Origin of the sequence: Streptomyces sp. RP5T (assembly GCF_003933965.1) — a bacterium.
Lineage (GTDB): Bacteria > Actinomycetota > Actinomycetes > Streptomycetales > Streptomycetaceae > Streptomyces.
The window spans coordinates 1-18,615 of sequence record NZ_RSAJ01000011.1 but is presented as its reverse complement, the minus strand read 5'-3'; the positions used below and the strand labels follow the sequence as shown (position 1 = coordinate 18,615).

Annotated in this window: 18 protein-coding genes; 8 read left to right on the top strand and 10 right to left on the bottom strand. The window is 72.9% G+C overall.

The features are described from left to right. Nucleotides 1-18: 18 nt before the first annotated feature. Complete coding sequence (locus tag EHS43_RS02335; protein WP_125188868.1) at nucleotides 19-660, bottom strand: DJ-1/PfpI family protein; 642 nt, start codon at nucleotides 658-660, stop codon at nucleotides 19-21. 101 nt (nucleotides 661-761) lie between these two features. Here EHS43_RS02335 and EHS43_RS02330 point away from each other — a divergent pair, with 101 nt between their 5' ends. After that, nucleotides 762-3,479 (top strand): helix-turn-helix transcriptional regulator, encoded by a 2,718-nt coding sequence (locus EHS43_RS02330; protein ID WP_260470352.1) that lies wholly within the window; start codon nucleotides 762-764, stop codon nucleotides 3,477-3,479. 106 nt (nucleotides 3,480-3,585) lie between these two features. Continuing rightward, nucleotides 3,586-4,944 (top strand): alpha/beta fold hydrolase, encoded by a 1,359-nt coding sequence (locus tag EHS43_RS02325; protein WP_125188866.1) that lies wholly within the window; start codon nucleotides 3,586-3,588, stop codon nucleotides 4,942-4,944. A 332-nt stretch (nucleotides 4,945-5,276) separates the two neighbouring features. On the opposite strand, the gene EHS43_RS02320 is transcribed toward EHS43_RS02325, so the two are convergent. From EHS43_RS02320 to EHS43_RS02310, 4 genes are all read right to left on the bottom strand, one after another. Continuing rightward, on the bottom strand, nucleotides 5,277-6,152 hold the full coding sequence (locus EHS43_RS02320; protein WP_125188865.1) for a glutathione S-transferase C-terminal domain-containing protein: 876 nt from the start codon (nucleotides 6,150-6,152) through the stop codon (nucleotides 5,277-5,279). Between the two features lie 101 nt (nucleotides 6,153-6,253). Next, complete coding sequence (locus EHS43_RS46185; RefSeq protein ID WP_185806085.1) at nucleotides 6,254-6,409, bottom strand: hypothetical protein; 156 nt, start codon at nucleotides 6,407-6,409, stop codon at nucleotides 6,254-6,256. A gap of 129 nt (nucleotides 6,410-6,538) precedes the next feature. Beyond that, nucleotides 6,539-6,733 (bottom strand): hypothetical protein, encoded by a 195-nt coding sequence (locus tag EHS43_RS02315; protein ID WP_125188864.1) that lies wholly within the window; start codon nucleotides 6,731-6,733, stop codon nucleotides 6,539-6,541. A 115-nt stretch (nucleotides 6,734-6,848) separates the two neighbouring features. Further along, entirely contained in the window at nucleotides 6,849-7,028 is a 180-nt protein-coding gene (locus EHS43_RS02310; RefSeq protein WP_125188863.1) for a hypothetical protein, read from the bottom strand. A gap of 267 nt (nucleotides 7,029-7,295) precedes the next feature. On the opposite strand from EHS43_RS02310, the gene EHS43_RS02305 reads away from it, so the two are divergent. From EHS43_RS02305 to EHS43_RS02280, 6 genes are read left to right on the top strand one after another with little or no spacing between them, the layout of a single operon-like run. Continuing rightward, complete coding sequence (locus tag EHS43_RS02305; RefSeq protein ID WP_125188862.1) at nucleotides 7,296-8,084, top strand: GntR family transcriptional regulator; 789 nt, start codon at nucleotides 7,296-7,298, stop codon at nucleotides 8,082-8,084. 35 nt (nucleotides 8,085-8,119) lie between these two features. Continuing rightward, nucleotides 8,120-8,347: a ferredoxin family protein gene (locus EHS43_RS02300; RefSeq protein ID WP_125188861.1), complete on the top strand. Its 228-nt coding sequence runs from the start codon at nucleotides 8,120-8,122 to the stop codon at nucleotides 8,345-8,347. 36 nt (nucleotides 8,348-8,383) lie between these two features. Next, nucleotides 8,384-9,727, top strand: a complete 1,344-nt coding sequence (locus EHS43_RS02295; RefSeq protein ID WP_125188860.1) for an ABC transporter substrate-binding protein — start codon at nucleotides 8,384-8,386, stop codon at nucleotides 9,725-9,727. After that, entirely contained in the window at nucleotides 9,724-10,608 is an 885-nt protein-coding gene (locus EHS43_RS02290) for an ABC transporter permease (protein ID WP_125188859.1), read from the top strand. The genes EHS43_RS02295 and EHS43_RS02290 overlap by 4 nt, the downstream gene beginning before the upstream one ends. After that, nucleotides 10,592-11,359 (top strand): ABC transporter ATP-binding protein, encoded by a 768-nt coding sequence (locus EHS43_RS02285; RefSeq protein ID WP_125188858.1) that lies wholly within the window; start codon nucleotides 10,592-10,594, stop codon nucleotides 11,357-11,359. The genes EHS43_RS02290 and EHS43_RS02285 overlap by 17 nt, the downstream gene beginning before the upstream one ends. A gap of 11 nt (nucleotides 11,360-11,370) precedes the next feature. Continuing rightward, complete coding sequence (locus EHS43_RS02280) at nucleotides 11,371-14,145, top strand: fumarate reductase/succinate dehydrogenase flavoprotein subunit (RefSeq protein ID WP_185806084.1); 2,775 nt, start codon at nucleotides 11,371-11,373, stop codon at nucleotides 14,143-14,145. Between the two features lie 120 nt (nucleotides 14,146-14,265). On the opposite strand, the gene EHS43_RS46180 is transcribed toward EHS43_RS02280, so the two are convergent. The 5 genes from EHS43_RS46180 to EHS43_RS02260 are packed head-to-tail and all read right to left on the bottom strand — an operon-like array spanning nucleotide 14,266 to nucleotide 18,573. Then, entirely contained in the window at nucleotides 14,266-14,406 is a 141-nt protein-coding gene (locus EHS43_RS46180; RefSeq protein ID WP_185806083.1) for a hypothetical protein, read from the bottom strand. Next, complete coding sequence (locus EHS43_RS02275) at nucleotides 14,403-15,566, bottom strand: LLM class flavin-dependent oxidoreductase (RefSeq protein ID WP_125188856.1); 1,164 nt, start codon at nucleotides 15,564-15,566, stop codon at nucleotides 14,403-14,405. Before EHS43_RS02275 ends, EHS43_RS46180 begins: the two co-directional genes overlap by 4 nt. Nucleotides 15,567-15,592: 26 nt before the next feature. Then, nucleotides 15,593-16,789, bottom strand: coding sequence for an SfnB family sulfur acquisition oxidoreductase (locus EHS43_RS02270; RefSeq protein WP_125188855.1), 1,197 nt, complete (start codon nucleotides 16,787-16,789; stop codon nucleotides 15,593-15,595). Next, the gene (ssuE, locus tag EHS43_RS02265) at nucleotides 16,786-17,343 is read right to left on the bottom strand and encodes an NADPH-dependent FMN reductase (RefSeq protein ID WP_125188854.1); all 558 of its coding nucleotides are present in this window, start codon (nucleotides 17,341-17,343) and stop codon (nucleotides 16,786-16,788) included. Before ssuE ends, EHS43_RS02270 begins: the two co-directional genes overlap by 4 nt. Nucleotides 17,344-17,355: 12 nt before the next feature. Continuing rightward, the gene (locus tag EHS43_RS02260) at nucleotides 17,356-18,573 is read right to left on the bottom strand and encodes an acyl-CoA dehydrogenase family protein (RefSeq protein WP_125188853.1); all 1,218 of its coding nucleotides are present in this window, start codon (nucleotides 18,571-18,573) and stop codon (nucleotides 17,356-17,358) included. Nucleotides 18,574-18,615 lie beyond the last annotated feature (42 nt).

The window sequence follows — 18,615 nt, the reverse complement described above, 5'->3', positions numbered from 1 at the left end:
GGCCGGCCGAAGTGCTGGTCAGAACGGGGGCAGGGGGTCGTACTGGATCTCACGGCGGACCTCCCGGGAGCGCTCGACGTCGGTGAGGCGGGCCACGAGGTGCAGTGCCATGTCGATGCCGGCGCTGACCCCGGCGCTGGTGATCAGGTCGCCGTCGTCGACGAAACGCGAGATGACGTCGGTGACGACCGTGGGGTCCAGCTCGGAGAGCGTGTTGAGCGAGGCCCAGTGCGTGGTCGCCCTGCGGCCGACCAGCAACCCCGCAGCCGCGTAGACCAGGCTGCCGGTGCAGACCGACGTCATCAGGGGAACCGAGGCGCGCTGCCGGCGGACCCAGTCGAGGTGGCCCCGGTCGTGCAGCATCGGCCTGGTGCCCGGGCCACCGGGGTGCACCAGGACGTCCATGGCCGGGGCGTCCTCGATCGAGTGGTGCGCGCCGAGCACCAGGCTCTTGGCGCCCCGGACGGGCCGGCCGTCGTACGAGAGGCAGAAGGCGTCCCAGCCGTCCTCGGGGTACTGCCGCGTCCAGGCGGACAGCACCTCCCAGGGGCCGACGGCGTCCAGCTCCTCGACCCCTTCGAAGAGCAGGATCCCGATCCGGCGCCGCCGTCCGTCACCCGGTGCCGGGGCGTCGTTCACATGGTCGTGATGGTCGTTCATGGAACGAATCCTCACCGCCTGCGGCCCCGGTCGCCCCGGTCGAACGGCCGGGGTTCGCTCCCGGACCGCGGCGCGCGGGGCGAGGTATGTTTCGTGGCGTGATGGTCGGTCGCGAACCGGAGCGGCGGCTCCTGGACGCTCTTGTCGAGGGGGCGCGCGACGGGACAGCGGGGACGCTGGTCGTCCGGGGCGAGCCCGGCGTCGGCAAGTCGGCGCTGCTCGACGAGCTCGTGGCGGGTGCCGGTGACGCCACCTTGCTGCGCACCCGGGGCCTGGAGGCCGAGGCGCCGCTGGCGTTCGCGGCGCTGCACCGGTTGCTGCGTCCCGTCACCCGGCTCCGTAGCGGACTGCCCGAACCCCAGGCCAGGGCCCTGCGGGTCGCGTTCGGCGAGGAGGAGGGTGCGTCGGTCGAGCCGTTCCTGGTGGGGGTGGCGACGCTGTCGATCCTCACCACCGCGGCGGAGGAGAGACCGGTGCTGTGTGTCGTGGACGACGCGCACTGGCTGGACGCCGCCACGGCCGGGGCCCTTCTCTTCTGTGCCCACCGGCTCGGGGCGGACCGCGTGGCCCTCGTCCTCGCAGCCCGGGACGAGGCCTGGGGGACCTTCGACCCGCAAGGTCTGCGCGAGCTGGTCCTGACCGGACTCGACCCCGCCGCATCCCGCGCCCTGCTCCAGGCACGCTTCGGCGACGCGACCGGGCCCGGAGTCGTGGAGCGGCTCGTCGCCGAGACCCGCGGCAACCCCCTGGCACTGCTGGAGCTCCCCGCCGAGCTGACCCGGGACCAGCTCAGCGGCGTGGAACCCCTGCCCCCGCAGCTCCACCTGACCTCGCGCGTCGAGCGGATCTTCCTCGACCGCAGCCGCCGCCTGCCGCCGACCGCGCAGACGGTGCTGCTCCTCGTGGCGGCGGACGACAGCGGCGCACCCGACGTGGTGCGGCGGGCCGCAGCCACCCTGGGCCTCGTCGACACGGACCTCCAGGCAGCGGTCGACGCGGGACTGCTCGTCGAGAGTCCTGCGGCGCTGTCGCTCCGTCACCCCCTGGTCCGCTCCGCGGTCTACCAGGCCGCGACCGGAGCCCAGCGGCGGCAGGCCCACCGGGCCCTCGCGGGCGCCCTGTCCGGCCACGGCGATCCCGACCGTGAGGCATGGCACCGTGCCTCCGCCGCCGAGGGACCCGACCCGGAGGTGGTGGCCGCCCTGGAGCTGGCCGGCGCCCGGGCTCGGCGACGGGGCGGACACGTCGCGGCGCTCGCGGCGTACGAACGCGCCGCGGCACTCTGCGACGACCCGGCGAAACGCACCGGACTCATCTTCGCCGCGGCCCGGAGCGCCTGGGCCTGCGGCCGGGCCGGCCAGGCGCGGGCGCTGCTCTCGAAGGCGCGCGAGACGACGGACGACCCCCTGCTGCTGGCCGACGTCGCACGTCTGCGTGGTCATATCGAGGTCAACCTGGGTTCGGCGTCCGAGGCGCACCGGATCTTCGTGGAGGCCGCCCAGGCCGTCCACCCGGTCGACCCGGCCAGGGCCCTCGACATCGGGGTCGCCGCCGCCGTCATGCGTACCTTCGGCGCCGACAGCGGTACGCCGCTACCGGCCACCGACGCCCTGGTCGTGCCCGCCGCCGACGACGCGCCGCGGACGCTGTGCCTGCGGCACCTGCTGGTCGCGATGACGCGGGTGGCCGAGGGAGAGTGGCATGCCGCCACGACCGCCCTGGACCGTGCGCTGGAGCTCGGCGACCGGGTCGACGACCGGGACGTGCTGTGGAACCTCGCCAACGCCGCCCTCCAGCTGGGCGACGACCGGGCGCAGCAGCACTTCTACGGCTACGCGCTCTCGCGGGCGCGGGAGGCCGGGGCCGTGACGGCGGTGGTCTACTGCCTGCAGCGGCTCTGCTTCGGCCAGTACCTGGCCGGCGACCTCGTCGCGGTGCGCAACAGCGCCGAGGAGGCCGTCTCCCTGGGCCGGAGCATCGGCCAGCCTGCGATGGCGGCTCCGCCCCTTGCCTGGCTGGCCGTGCTCGCGGCCCTGCAGGACCGGGACGACCACGAGGACCACCTCGCACGGCTCCAGGAACTGGTCGCGGCGTACCCCCTCGGGATCCTGACCGATCCCGTCCACGACCTGACCCGCTGGGCCGAAGGACTTCGCGCGGCCGGTTCCGGCGACAGCGCCGGAGCGTTGCACCAGCTCGCACGGTTCCGGTTGCCGGTCCTCGCGCGAATGTCGGCCGCGGAACGCATCGAGGCCGCGGTGCGCGCCGGGGACATGACGGCCGCCCGTGGCTGGACCGACGAACTGGCACGCTTCGCCGACGCCACCGGCAGGCCGTGGGCGCTCGCCACCGCGGCCTTCGGGCGTGCGCTCACAGCGGACCGCGCCGAGGCCGACGCGTTCTTCGGACAGTCCCTTGCCCACCACGCGGACGCCGGCCGCCCGCTCGACGCGGCGCGGGCCCGGCTCGCCTACGGGGAATGGCTGCGCCGCGTCCAGCGGCGGGTCGACGCCCGGCAGCACCTGCGCCGGGCCGTCGAGACCTTCCGGGACCTGCGCGCCGAGTCCCTGGCCGCACGGGCCGACCAGGAGCTTCGTGCCTCCGGGGAGACCGCGCGCAGGCGCGACCCGTCCACACCGGTCAGGCTCACCCCGACGGAGCTGCAGATCGCACGGCTGGTGAGTTCCGGCCTGTCCAACAAGGACGTGGCGGCCCAGTGCTGGATCTCTCCCCGGACGGTCGCCTTCCACCTCCGCAACGTCTTCGCCAAGGCGCAGGTCACCTCCCGGAGCGAGCTCGCCGGGCTCGATCTGGCCTGACACCGATCCCGGCCATCTGACCGGGGCGAGCGCTCGGCATCGGGGCCACGCTCGGACGCAGTGCACCACGCCGTCACCGGCACCCCACTGCGAGAGCGAGACCGCCATGACCGTCCACACCGACCCCATCCGTGCAACGGAGCCGCACCGCAGTCCGGGTGCCTGGCCCGTCACCCGCGTCGTCCTCGGTTCACTTCTCGTAGGAGCCGTGAGCGCCCTGGTCCTGATCATGCTGGTCTTCCCCGGAGCCACCGAGGCGGTCGTCACCGGTTCACTGCTGTGCGGCTTCGATGCCGGCTGGGGCGCACTCGCCTTCGTCTCGGCCCGCAGGACCCGCCGGCCGCAGCGCTGGGCGCGAGTCCCCGCGGTCGCCATGTCGGCCACCGGAGCGGGTCTCGTCGCCTTCGCTCCGGACGACACCGCCCTGTCGGTGCTGAACTGGGTGTGGCCCCCGCTCATGCTGGCCCTGGTGGCCTGGATGTTCGTCCAGGCCCGTCGGTCCCTGCCGACGCGGGCACGTCTGCTGCTGGCCCCGGTGTTCGTCACCCTGGCCGCGACCGCCGCCGGAGCCCTGGTCCAGGACGTCACCTCGCCCCTGGTCCGGCACGACCACCCGGCTCCGGGCAGGACCTTCGCGGTGGGCGACCACCGACTGCACATCGACTGCCGAGGCGCGGGCGGACCGACGGTCGTCCTCTTCAACGGCCTGGGCGAGTTCTCCGCCTCCTGGGCCCGGATCACCGATCAGGTCGGCGACACCGCGCGGGTGTGCGCCTACGACCGTGCGGGCCAGGGCTGGAGCGACGACGCGGACGAGCCGCAGGACGGCGTCACCGCGGCGGCCGACCTGCACACCCTGCTCGCAGCGGCCGGTGAGCGCGGACCCTATGTGCTCGTCGGGCACTCCACGGGAGGCCCGTACGCGTTGACGTATGCCGCGCGGTACCCCGGGGACGTCGCCGGCATGGTGCTCCTCGACAGCTCCAGCCCGCGCCAGTTCGCCGACATGCCGGCCTACCCCGCGCAGTACGCGCTGATGAAGCGCGGCCTGTCCCTCCTGCCCACGCTCGCCAGAGTCGGACTGGGCCCGGTGACCGCCCCCGACTCGCACCTGCCCGGCGCCGAGGGCGACCTGGTGGAGGCCATGGGCTCGACCGTCCGCGCGCAGCGCAACGGCCGCGACGAGCTCGCGATGGTCCCACGCGTCTTCGAGCAGTCGCGGTCGCTCACCACGCTGGACGCCCGACCGCTGGTGGTGCTCACCGCGTCCGAGAACCTCACCACCGAGGGCTGGTCCGCGGCCCAGGACCGGCTCGCGGGCCTGTCCGGCGACAGCGTCCACCGCGACGTCCGCTCCTCCCACGCCGGCCTCGTCGAGGACGTGCACGGCTCGGACGCCTCGGTGGCCGCCATCACCGCCGTTGCCCGGTCCGTGAGCAACGGCACGCCCGTGTCGGCGTCCTGACACCCACCACCCCGTATCCGACCCGAGGCGCAGGCGATGTCCCACGCTCCCGCCCACCACAACCACCCGGTCGAGCACCCGGAGGACCAGGGTCCCCGCAGACCCTGTCCCCTGCTCGCCGTCGCGCTCGCCGCCCAGATCCTCGACGTCCTCGACGTCCTCGACGTCTCCGTCGTCAACACCGGCCTGTCGACGATGCGGCGCAGCACATGGACCTTGATGGTGGGTGCCGGGGTCCATCGTGGGCCGGCATACGGGCGGTTGGGGCGGAATTTGCATTCGCATGACCGCCGAGGGGCCGGGCGTCCGTCCCGGCCCCCGCTGGTTCCTCCTCAGCCGGGCTGCCGCACCGGCTCCGGTGCCTCCCGTTGTTGGTACGCCGCCCAGTCCACGATCTGCACCGCCGCACCGGCGGCCTCCTGCCCCCGGCAGTGGGCGTGATGTCTGCGGGCGATGCCGTCCAGGTCGAGGTGGGAGCCGAAGGCGGGGTGCGCCGCCAGCCGTCGTGCGTAGGCCCACAGACGGGGGTGTCCGGTCATCCGGTGCACCGCTGCGGCGTCCAGGTGGTGGCGGTGCACGGTGTCCAGCTGCACCAGCGTCACCCACAACTGCACGTCCGCGAGCGTGATGTCGCTGCCCAGCAGGTGCTTCCGCGAGGCGAGCCGCCACTCCAGCACGTCCAGCGTGCGCAGCAGGGTGGCCGCCGCGGTGTCGCGTGCCGCCGGGTCACCGCCGGGCTGCCCGGCGCGTTGGGCGGCCCAGGTGATGCCCTGGTCGCAGAGCCGAACCACGGCCGCGATCGCCTCGTCGGCACCGCGCGGGTGGAGATCGGGACCGTGATCGGCGAACCGCCGGGCCAGGTCGCGCAGGATGTCGGGGGTGTGCGTGCTGACGATCCGTCCGGTCCAGTCGTCGCTGAGGACCGGCGCCACGGCCGGACCGGGGTGCTGGTGTGAGCTGGCCTCGTACAGCGCACGCAGCGCCCGGTGTCCGCCGCCGGGTGCGTCGGGCACGGCGGGCAGCAGCGTCACCGGCAGGGTGTCGTCGAGGCCGAGCAGGCTGTGTGTGACGGCGATCTGCAGACAGTGCGGACAGGCCGGCGAGAGGTGGAGCCGGTAGCGGTGCGGCGCGGCGTAGTAGCCGCTGCGCGCGTCACATCCGATCCTGCTCCGGAACGACCGCACGGCGGTTGGGGACGTGGCGGGCATGTGTCTCCCTGGGGTGCTCGGTCACTGGCATACGGGCAGACGGAGGCGACGGCACGCGGCGGCTTCGGCACGGCCGGGGCGGCGGCACTTGCGTGGGAGGGTCAGGCGTGGCCGGCGGCTGGGCCGTCGGCGCGCAGGGAACTTGCCGCACTGCACACACGCACGAGGTCGATGTGGCGGCGGGACGTCAGCAGGGGCAGCCGGCGGATGGCGGTACGGACAACGTCGCTGCCGAGTTCCAGCGCAGCACGGTCCATAATTCCCTACCAGTTCACTAGGATTCCTGTAATGGAGTCTCGGGCCGCGTCCGAGCTGCGTCAAGGGGGCCGGACCTACCGAACCGGGACGTCTCACCGCATGAGAGGGCCCCTGCCCCTCCGGTGCGGTCAGGCCGCGCGGCCGGTCTCGCAGGCGGCCGGCAGCGCGCGGACCGCCTCGACAGCGGCGCCGGTCGCAGGTGTCCGCACCGTGCCGGGGCGCGCGCTGAGCCGTACCGGCGAAACGGTGGGCAAGCCCTCGCCCGGGTCCAGTCCCTCGGGGTACCGGCCGCCGGGCACGGCGAGCAGCCGGCGCCGATCCACCCTCCCCCGAGGCACGGCACAGCGGCTGGTCTCCGGTTCTCCCCCGCCCTCGGCGAACGTCGGCCGCGGAGGGCGGCTGCGTGAGCGACAAGCCGGCTCGTCTTTCACGCGCACGTCAAGGGTTGGCGTGTGCGCGTCGGCTACGGCCGGCCGACGGCGGTCCGGACCCGGCGAGATCGCCCGGGTCCGCGGCATCCGTGGACTGCCCGGCCCCGGCCTCACCGTCGAGGACCTGCGCGGCCCCGCCGACCGGCTCCAGCTCGTGGACGAGGATCCGGGGCGGCACTGCGCGCACGCCGATGCGACGTCCCCCGCCTCCGGCATGGTCGAGCGGAGGCCGGCGGCCATCGGCGCCGAGATCGGCCGCCCGAGCCGGCTGCGCGCCCGGACGGTCCAGCGGACAGGACGGGCGCAGGCCCTTCCCGCCCGGTGTCGGCGGACCCTGGCAGATCTTCCGTTCCGTCCGCCGAAAGCCCAGGTCAGCGGCGTATTCGGCGATGCGTCAGGTGGCGCAACACTTCCGCAACACCACTATCCCTACCGGATCGATATGGTTCCGACCATGCCACCCACCGACCGCATCCGAGACCACGCCGGCCAGGGCGCGCCCACCGTCGCCGCCCAGCGCACACGGCGTCGGCTGCGCGCGGACCAGGCACGCCAGCTCGCCGACCTCCTGCGTCACCAGCTCCTCGCCGGGGGCTTCCCGGCCGGCGCCCTCCCGCACGAGTCGACTCTCGCCACCGACTACCGAGCCTCCCGCAACACCGTCCGTCAGGCCCTCGACCTCCTGCGCGCCGAGGGCTTGGTGGAGCGCCTTCCCGGCGTCGGCACAGTGGTCGTCGCCCAGAAGTACCCCCACGGACTCGACCGGCTGATGGGCCTCGCGGAGACCCTGCACGAGCACGGCCGCGTCACCAACGAGGTCCGCACCATGGGCCCGGTCCCGGCCTCCGCCCCGGTCGCCGAGCGCCTCCGCGTCCCACCCGGCACCGACGTCCTCTACGTCGAACGCCTGCGCCGCCTGAACGGCCTCCCCCTGTCCCTGGACCTCACCTACATCCCCCTGGACATCGGCACGGCCCTGCTCGGCTGCGACCTGGAGAACACCGACGTCTTCCGCCTCCTGGAGTCCCTCACCGGCCAGCGCCTCGGACACGCCGACATCACGCTGGAGGCGGTCAACGCGGACGCCCACTCCGCCGCCGTGCTCCAGGCCCCGCGCGGTGCGGCCGTCCTGATGCTGGAACGCCTCACGCACCTCGCCGACGGGCGCCCCGTGGACCTGGAGTTCATCCGCTTCCGCGGCGACCGCATCACGATGAGCGGCCTGCTGCACCGTTCCCTCTGACACCACCTCACTGAAGCAACCTTCCGGAGACAGCCATGCCCTTGGTGCCCCAGCGGACCGACGTGCCCGTGACCATCGACGAGTCGAAGTGCATCGACGGCTGCACACTCTGCGTGGACATGTGCCCGCTGGACTCCCTCGCCATCCACACCGACAGCGGCAAGGCCTACATGCACGTCGACGAGTGCTGGTACTGCGGCCCGTGCGCGGCCCGCTGTCCCACCGGAGCCGTCACGGTCAACATGCCTTATTTGCTCCGCTGAACCCCTTGACCTGCTCCGGTGAAAGGCCGAACCGCAATGAATCGCACGGCAGTCGCAGCATCCGCAGTCGTCCTTCTGCTCCCGCTCAGCGCCTGCGGCGGTGACGCCGAGGCCGGCGACGGCTCCACGGTCACCGTCACCGTCGGCTACCAGTCCAAGACCATCAACACGGTCACAGCCGGCACCCTGCTCCGCTCCCTCGGCTACTTCGAGAAGCAGCTGACCTCGCTCGGCGACGGCCGCACCTACAAGGTCGACTGGCAGGACTACGCCACCGGCGCCCCCATCACCGCCCAGATGACCGCCGGGAAGATCGACATCGGATCGATGGGCGACTTCCCGCTGCTCATCAACGCCGCCCGCGGCAAGCAGCTGAACCGCCCCACCCATCTGGTCTCGGTCACCGGCTACAACCTGCGCGGTGGCCTCAACACCATCGTCACCGCACCCGACTCCGAGCTCACCTCCCTGAAGGACCTGAAGGGCAAGAAGGTCTCCACGAGCATCGGCTCCGCCGCCGACGGCACCCTCGTACGGGCCCTGCAACGCGCCGGAATCGACCCGAACGACGGCATCGAGAAGCTCAACCAGCAGCCCGCGGTGGGCGCTTCGGCTCTGGCCGCGGGCAGCACGGACGCACTGTCGCAGTTCGTCGCCTGGCCCGGCCTGCTCACCTACCAGGGCAAGGCGAAAGCCCTGTACGACGGCGCCCAGCTGAACCTGCCCACCTTCCACGGGGTCACCGCCCGCGAGGACTTCGCCAAGGACCGCCCGGCCGTCCTGGAGGCCTTCCTCAGGGCCCAGGCCGAGGCCACCGACTACCTCAACACCCACCCCGTCACCGCCGCCGAGAAGGTCGCGAAGGCCACCGGTCTGCCCGCCGAGGTCGTCTACCTGTACAACGGCGACCACGGCATCTCCACCTTCGACCCGGCCGTCAAACCGCAGCTCGTCTCCGCGCTGAAGCAGGACGTGTCGGTCCTGAAGGCGGCGAAGCTGACCGGCGACGTGGACGTGGACTCGTTCGTCGACGACCAGTACGTGAGGAAGGCGCTCGGGGCCTCGTACGGGAAGCAGCTCGCGGCCACGCCACCGGCCGCTGCGAGCGAGGTGTGGCCGAAGGGCGCCCAGGAGACCAGGACCTTCAAGTCCCCGGCGCAGCTGCTCGGTTACCTGGCCGCCCATCCCGACGGCTTCCGCGCCGCCTACGTTCCCGACGCCACCACCGGCACCCTCTGGTTCGCCGACAAGGCGGTGTGGGTCGCCGACGGCGAGCAGCTGCTGCCGTTCGTCGCCCCCGCGACCGCGCGGGCATACGCCGAAGGACACGACGGGGCACGGGTCATCCCGTATGCCGATGCCCTGGAGCGTGCCTCGTGAGCCGACCCGCACCACGAGCCGCCCGGTACGCCCTGCGGGCGGCCGCCCTCGCCACCGCCCTCGGCCTGTGGCAGCTCCTGACCAGCCTGGACGTCGACCTGTGGCTGCGCTTCTCGCAGTTCCCCACGGTCACCGACGTCGCCCACGCCTTCGCCGACCGCCTCGCCGGGGCCGACTACTGGACGGACCTCACCGACAGCCTGACCCGCATCCTTACCGGCTTCCTGCTGGCGGCGGTCCTGGGGGTGGCGGGGGGCGTGCTCGTGGCACGCTCCCGACTGGCCGAGGACCTGCTGGGCCCGCTGCTGGAGGTGGTCCGCCCGATCCCGGCGATCGCCCTGGTCCCCGTCGCGATCCTCCTGTTCCCCTCCAACGAACAGGGCATCGTCTTCATCACCTTCACCGCGGCCTTCTTCCCGGTCCTGGTCTCCACCCGGCACTCCGTCCGGGCGCTGACGCCCGTATGGGAGGAGGCCGTGCTCACGATGGGCGGCGGCCGGTGGCGCATCCTCGGCTCGGTCGTCCTGCCGGGCGCCCTGCCCGGTGTCTTCGGCGGCCTGTCGGTCGGCATCGGCGTCTCGTGGATCTGCGTGATCTCCGCCGAGATGATCTCCGGCCAGTACGGCGTCGGCTACCGCACCTGGCAGGACTACACGATCGTCAACTACCCCGGTGTGTTCGTCGGCATGGTCACGATCGGCGTCCTCGGCTGGCTCACCTCCACGGCCGTTGAGCTCCTGGGCCGCCGCCTGACCCGCTGGCTGCCGCGCACCTCGTACGTCCCCGGCGCGCGCCTCCCGCGGCGGACACGCGAAGCCCCCTCCCCCGCACCGGTCGGCCCCAGGCCCAAGGAGGACGTGTCTCATGACCAGCTCGTCTGACGTCCGTTCGCCGTCCCGGACCGGCACCCGCCTCGCCCTGCGCGACGCCGCTCTCGGACGCCCCGGCACGCCCGTGCTGGACAAGGTGGACCTCGATGTGGCCCCCGGAGAGATCCTGACCGTCGTCGGCTCCTCCGGCTGCGGCAAGTCGACCCTCCTGCGCACCCTGGCCGGACTTCTGCCCCTGCTCTCCGGAGGGATCACGCAGGACGGACGCCCCCTGACCGCCCCCTCCGCCGAACGCGCCCTCGTCTTCCAGGAGGACGCCCTGCTCCCCTGGCGCACTCTGCGCGCGAACGTCGAACTCCCCCTCGCCATCAAGGGCTTGCCCCGCGCCGAACGCCGTGCTCAGGCCGAGGCATGGCTCACCCGCGTCGGGCTGACGGAACATTCCCGGCACCTGCCGCACCGCGTCTCCGGTGGCCAGCGTCAGCGCGCCCAACTGGCCCGGGCCCTCGCGGGTGCGCCCCGTGCCGTCCTCATGGACGAACCGTTCGGCGCCCTCGACGCCCAGACCCGCGCCGGCATGCAGGACCTGCTGGTGGAGGTGCTGCGCGGCACGGGCGCCACCGTCGTCTTCGTCACCCACGACGTGGACGAGGCCCTCTTCCTCGGCGACCGCGTGGCCCTCCTGGGCGCGGGCCGCCTCATCGCCGTACGGGACGTACCGCGCCCGCGCGAGCGCGCCGCCCACGACGCTCCGGCGCGTATCGCCCTGCGGCACGAAGTCCTCACGTCACTCGGTTCTTGAAAGGCATTCTGGTGGACACCCCTCTGCAGATCCCCGACCTCACCGACGCCGAGGAACTGACCTGCGACGTCCTCGTCATCGGCGGCGGCACCGCCGGCACCATGGCGGCCCTGACCACCGCCGAGCACGGCGCGAACGTCCTCCTCCTGGAGAAGGCACACGTCCGCCACTCCGGCGCCCTCGCCATGGGCATGGACGGCGTCAACAACGCGGTCATCCCCGGCCGCGCCGAACCTGACGACTACGTCGCCGAGATCACCCGCGCCAACGACGGCATCGTCGACCAGACCACCGTCCGCCAGACCGCCACCCGCGGCTTCGCCATGGTCCAGCGGCTGGAGTCGTACGGGGTGAAGTTCGAGAAGGACGAGCACGGCGAGTACGCGGTCCGCCAGGTCCACCGCTCCGGCTCCTATGTGCTGCCGATGCCGGAGGGCAAGGACGTCAAGAAGGTCCTGTACCGGCAGTTGCGGCGGCGCGAGATGCGCGAGCGGATCCGGATCGAGAACCGGGTGATGCCGGTGCGCGTACTCACGGCGGAAGGGCGGGCCGTGGGGGCGGTGGGCTTCCACACCCGCACGGGCGCCTTCGTCACCGTCCGTGCGGGCGCGGTGATCCTGGCGACCGGCGCGTGCGGCCGCCTCGGCCTGCCGGCCTCCGGCTACCTGTACGGCACGTACGAGAACCCGACGAACGCGGGTGACGGCTACGCGATGGCGTATCACGCGGGCGCCGAACTGACCGGCATCGAGTGCTTCCAGATCAACCCGCTGATCAAGGACTACAACGGTCCCGCCTGCGCGTACGTCGCCAACCCCTTCGGCGGCTACCAGGTCAACCGGCACGGCGAACGCTTCGTCGACTCCGACTACTGGTCGGGCCAGATGATGGCGGAGTTCGCGGAGGAGGTCGCGAGCGACAGGGGCCCGGTCTACCTCAAGCTGAGCCACCTCCCGGAGGAGTCGATCTCGGCCCTGGAGTCGATCCTTCACTCGACCGAACGCCCGACCCGCGGCACCTTCCACGCGAGCCGCGGCCATGACTACCGCACCCACGACGTGGAGATGCACATCTCCGAGATCGGCCTGTGCGGCGGCCACTCGGCGTCGGGAGTACGGGTCGACGACCACGCCCGTACGACCGTCCCCCGCCTGTACGCCGCCGGGGACCTGGCCTGTGTCCCGCACAACTACATGATCGGCGCGTTCGTCTTCGGCGACCTGGCCGGGGCGGACGCGTCCCAGTACACGCCGTACGAAGGGGAGTTGCCCCCCGACCAGCTACAGCAGGCGCACCAGCTGATCTACCGCCCGCTGCGCAACCCCGACGGCCCGCCGCAGCCCCAGGTCGAGTACAAGCTGCGCCGCTTCGTGAACGACTACGTGGCACCGCCGAAGTCCGGCGCCCGGCTGTCGCTGGCCCTGGAGGCGTTCGAGCGGATGCACGACGACATCGCGGAGATGGGCGCCCGCACCCCGCACGAGCTGATGCGCTGCGCGGAGGTGAGCTTCATCCGCGACTGCGCGGAGATGGCCGCGCGGGCCTCCCTGGCCCGCACGGAGTCCCGCTGGGGCCTCTACCACGACCGTCTCGACCACCCCCACCGTGACGACGCGTCCTGGTTCCACCACCTCGACCTGCGCAAGTCCCCCACCGGGGCGATGGAGTTCACGGCGCGCCCCGTGGCCCCCTATCTGGTCCCGGTCGACGGTCTCACCGCGGTCGGCGGGCCCTCCCGCCGCCTCGGCGAGGTCCACTCGGAACAGGTCGCGACCGCTGGGGCCCGGGAAGCGGCGCCGGTGGCGATACGGCAGGAACCCGCCCTGACCGAAGTGGCCGCCCGCCCCGGTTCCGACACGGACACGCCGGCCACACCGCGCCTGCTCGAACTGCTCTCCCTCGCGGAGGACGAGCCCCGGCTCTCCGCCCTCGCCCCTTACCTGGCCGACCCCGAGCCCACCGTGCGCCGGACGGCCGTCACCGTGCTGACGGAGACGGTGCCGCCGGGCACCGGACCGGCACTGGCCGCCACGCTCGCCGACCCCGACGCCGGCGTCCGCGCCGCCGCGGCCGCCTCACTGCGCGAACTGGTCGAGACGCTGGACCCTGAACCAGCCCTGCGCGACGGCCTCGTCGCCGCCCTGTCCGAAGCCGATCCCGTCGCCCGTGCCGCCGCCCTCGACGTCCTGCGTGCCCTGCGCCTCGGCACCACCGGGCTGTTCGCAGGCTCCCTTTCGGACGCGGACATCGCCGTGCGTGTCGCTGCCGTGCGAGCACTCGTGTCGGTCGACGCCGCCGGAGAGCTGGCCCGCGCGGCGACCGCCGACCCGTCCCGCGAGGTCCGCGTCACCATCGCCAAGGCCCTGGCCACCGTGGCCGCGGGACAGCTCGACGACACCACGTCGGGCGGCCCCGGAGGCGACATGGTCCTGTCGGCCCTCACCGAGCTCATCGACGATCCCGACGCCCTGGTGCGTGCGGCCGCCTACGAGGCACTGGGCACGACCGGCTGCCCGGCGCCCCTGGCCGCACGCGCGGAAGCGGCCCTGTCCGACCCGGCCTGGCAAGTGCGGGCCGGCGCGGCCACCGCCCTCTCCCTCGCGGCCCACGGCCTCGCCGTACCCGCTCTCGCCAAGGCCCTCGCCGACCCCAACGCCGACGTCCGCAAGGCCGCCGTGGCAGCACTGACCCGGCACCGTGCCACCGAGGACGCCCGAGCGGCCCTGGCCACGGCGACGACGGACACGGACGCCGACGTCAGGGCCTACGCGACCCGGGCCTTGTGAGCGAACCACTGCGACGGAGGCGACAGCTCCGGAGCGCGGGTGGCCACGTGGGCCGTACTGACAAACGTCGTCGGACGGCTGCGCCCGGCCGCCCGCCCGCCACCGGGAGGCCCGGACTGCTCAGCCGGACATCATCCGGACCGCCGCCCCTCCGAGGGTGATGCGCCCCGCATCCCGGAAGGCGGCCTCGGGGGCGAACTCGGCGGCCGGTTCGGCGGCGAGGGCACACGCCTCGGTGTCGTCGGCGATCACGTGGATCATCGCCGGTCCCCGGCGCCCGCGAAGGGGATCTGAGCGAGGGGCCGTGCGTCCGTCGTACCGCGGAACGGATGGCTCCACAGCCCGCGCGCCTGAAGCCGGGGCAGGACGCCTTCGCCGAACCAGTACGCCTCCTCCAGGTGCGGGTAGCCGGAGAGCACGAACTCGTCGATGCCGAGGGCGTGGTACTCCTCGATGCGCTCGGCGACCTCGTCATGGCTGCCGACCAAGGAGGTGCCCGCGCCGCCGCGGACCAGGCCGATGCCGGCCCACAGGTTGGGGTGGATCTCCAGACGGTCGCGGCCGCCGCCGTGCAGGGCGAGCATCCGCTGCTGCCCCTCGGACTCGCTGCGGGCGAGCCCGGCCTGGACCGACCGCACGGTTTCCGGGTCGAAGCCCTCCAGGAGACGGTTCGCCTCCGCCCAGGCCTGCTCGGCGGTGTCGCGGGTGATGACGTGCAGCCGGATCCCGAAGCGCAGGGTGCGACCCTCCTCGGCCGCCAGCCCTCGGATCCGGGCGATCTTCTCGGCGACCGCGGTCGGCGGCTCGCCCCAGGTGAGGTACACGTCGACGTGTTTGGCCGCGACCTGCCCGGCGATGGGCGAGGACCCGCCGAAGTACACCTCCGGGACCGGTTCGGGCAGCCGGGCCAGCTCCGCGTCCTCGACCCGGAGGTGCTCACCTGCCAGGTCGACGGTCTTCCCCTGCCACAACGCCCGGACGATTTGCAGGAATTCACCGGTCCGGCGGTAGCGGGCGTCCTTGTCGAGGAAGTCGCCGTAAGCCTTCTGCTCGTGGCTCTCGCCGCCGGTGACCACGTTGAGCAGCAGCCGTCCGCCGGTCTGCCGCTGGAAGGTGGACGCCATCTGCGCGGCGAGCGTCGGCGAGACGAAGCCGGGCCGGAAGGCGACCAGGAACTTCAGCCGCTCGGTGTTCTGGCTGACCATCGCCGTGGTCAGCCACGCGTCCTCGCACCAGGCGCCGGTGGGGGTGAGCGCGCCCACGAAGCCCAACTCCTCGGCGGCACGGGCGATCTGGCTCAGATAGGCGACGGTCGGCGACCGGTCACCGCCGGTCGTGGTGACCGGGGTGCCGTGGCCGCCGCCGACGACGTGGCGGCTGTCGCCGTTGGTGGGCAGGAACCAGTGGAAGGTGAGGGACACGTGGGCCTCCGATAGGGGGTGGTTCGTCAGAGCAGGCCGTGCCGGGGCGGCCGTGTGCCGTGGAGCAGGTAGCGGCCGATGTGCTGGACCTTCCAGCGGGCCGGGTCGTGCAGGGTGTGGGTGCGGGCGTCGCGCCAATGGCGGTGCAGGCCGTCGGAGTCGAGCGCCGAGCGGGTGCCGGAGACCTCGAACAGGGCGCTGGCGACCTCCACGGCCACCTCCGCCGCCGTCACCTTGGCAGCGGCCACCGCTATCGAGGCCTCCGCCGCGGAGTCGTCCGTCAGCTCGGTGCGGGCGGCGTCCACGGTTCTGGCCGCGGTGGCGAGCAACGCGTCGGCGGCCCGGACGCGGATCGCCAGTTCACCGAACCGCTGAATGAGCAGAGGGTCCTCGGCGGCGGTCGGGTGTCCTTCGTCGACGCTCTCGAACCAGGGACGGCTCTTCGTGCGGACGAACTCCACGGCCTCGGCCAGCGCTCCGGAGGCGATCCCGGCGTCGATGGCGGCGTGCAGCAGCTGCGCCACGGCACCGTGGAGCTGCGGTCCCCGGAAGGTGAGGTGGTGCGGCACCACACGGTCGGCGGGCACCGGCACCGACTCCAGGCGGACAGTTCCGCTGGCGGTGGTGCGCTGCCCCATGCCGTCCCAGTCGTCCACGACCGTGAGGCCGGGGGCGTCGCGGGGCACGTAGGCCACGTGCAGGTTGTCGTCGTCGGCGCGGGCGAGGACGGGGATCCAGTCGGCGAACAGCGCGCCGGTGGAGTAGTGCTTGACGCCGTTCAGGAGGTACGACCCGTCGGGGCGCCGCGCGAGCCGCGTACGGATGTCCTGCACATGGCTGGTGCCCGCCTCGGACTGGGCGTTGCCGAACCGCTTGCCCGCGAGCACCTCGCCGAAGAAGAACTCCTTCTGCTCCTGCGTCCCCTGACGGCGGAGAACGTTGACGTACACGAAGTGGCTCTGCGGGATCTGGGCGAGGCTGGCGTCGGCCGAGGCCAGCACCCGGAAGATCTCCGCGAGCGTTTCGGTGCTCACGTCCGCGCCGCCGAACCGCGCGGGCACCGTCACGGCGAGCAGCCCGGACGCGGACAGCCGCTGCAGTTCCGGGTGCGGCAGCCGCCGCCGGGAGTCCCGCTCGGCGGCGCCCTTGCGGAAGTCCGCGGCCATCTCTGCGGCGACGGCGAGGGCCTCCCCGTCGCCGCCAATCACGGCCGGGGCGCTCATCCGGTGGCCGCCAGCACCGTCGCACGGCCGCCCAGCGCGAGCGAGAACTGGTCCGTGATCTGGGCCAGCGCCTCGGCCGGGGCGGGTGCGACGGTCAGCGAGCCGTCGTCACCGACCGTGATGTCCTTGTCGAGCGTGAACCACCCCGGCGTGATGTGCGCGGCTCCCATGGAGGCGAGGACCGGCCGCAGGGCGTAGTCGATGGCCAGGACGTGGGCGGTGGAACCACCGGTGGCCAGGGGCAGTACGGTCTTGCCCGCCAGGGCGTACTGCGGGAGCAGGTCCAGCAGCGACTTCAGCAGCCCGGAGTAGGCGGCCTTGTAGACGGGGGTGCCGACGACGACGCCGTCCGCCTGCTCGACCAGGGAGGTGGCCCGGGCGATCGCCGGGTGACCGAAGTCGGCGTGCAGCAGGGCCTCGGCGGGCAGCGTGCGCACGTCGAACGGGATCACCTCGTGTCCCTGGGCCGCGAGCCGACCGTCGAGGTGGCGCAGCAGCCGGGCGGTGCGGGAGGTGGGAGAGGGACTGCCGGAGACGGAGAGGATGGTGGCCATGGGAGGGACCTTTCAGGAGTACCAGGTGGGCTGCGGCAGCTCACCGGTGAGGACGTGGCGGCCGAGCTCACGGCGCTTGTAGGCGACCGGGTCGTGGAGCGTGTGGGTGCGGACGTCGCGCCAGAAGCGGTCGAGGCCTTCGGCGGAGGCGGTGGCGCGGGCTCCGGTCACCTCGAAGATGCGCTGGGTGATCTCCAGGGCGACATCGGTGGCGCGGGCCTTCGCCGCGGCCACCCGCACCTCGAACTCGCCCCGGGCCTGTGCGGTGACCGCGTCCGGGTCGTCGTGCAGCTTCTGCCCCTCGGCGGCCACGGCGTCGGCCAGGGCCTCGACGGCCCACAGCTTGGCGGTGAGGTCGCCGTAGGTGTCGATGACATAGGGCTCGTCGACGGCGTGCTCGTGGCCGCCGTGCAGCCAGGGCCGCGACTTGGTCCGGGTGTAGGTGGCGGCGGTCTCCAGCGCGCCGGCGGCGATGCCGAGGTAGAAGCTGACGAAGACGAGCTGGATGGTCGGCACGTTGAGCGTGTTGTAGACGCGCGGCCGGAACCGCTTGTCCACATAGCCCGCCGCGGCCGACCAGGGGGCGCGCACCGCGTCGAGGGTGACGCCCCCGCTCTCGGTGAGGCGCTGGCCGATGTTGTCCCAGTCGTCGTGGAAGGTCAGGCCCTCGCTGTCGGACGGGACGATGGCGAAGACGTGGTCGTCGGTGCCCTCCAGGACGCCTTCGAGGACGGTGACGTCGGAGACCTTGCTGCCGGTGGAGAAGGTCTTGCGGCCGGTGAAGGTGAGCGTGTCGCCCTCGTCCTTCACCACCACGTCCTGGTCGCGCGGGTTGACCGCGCCGCCGAAGAACCACTGGTTGCGGGCGGCCTCGGCCTCGACGTGCTCCCACTGTTCGCGGGTGCCGACCAGTCGGGCGGCCCAGTTCCACAGGTAGTGGTAGCCGAGCAGCTGACCGATGGAGCCGTCGGCCTTGGCCACCTCGCGGACCACGCGGTAGGCGGTGGTCCAGTCCTGGCCGGCGCCACCGTGCTCGGCGGGGCCGAGGAGCGTGACCAGGCCGGACTCCTTCAGCAGCCGGATCTCGGCGTACGGGGTGGCGGCGGCCTTGTCCCGGGCAGCGGCGTCGGAGGCGAGGACGGCGGCCACCTCGGCGGCGCGTGCGATCCAGCCGGCGGCGTCGGCCGGGACGGGGACGGTCTTCCAGTCGGCCGGTGCGGCGGTGCTCATAGGGGGTCCTTTCGATCTCGGGTGAGTGGGACGGGTGAGGGA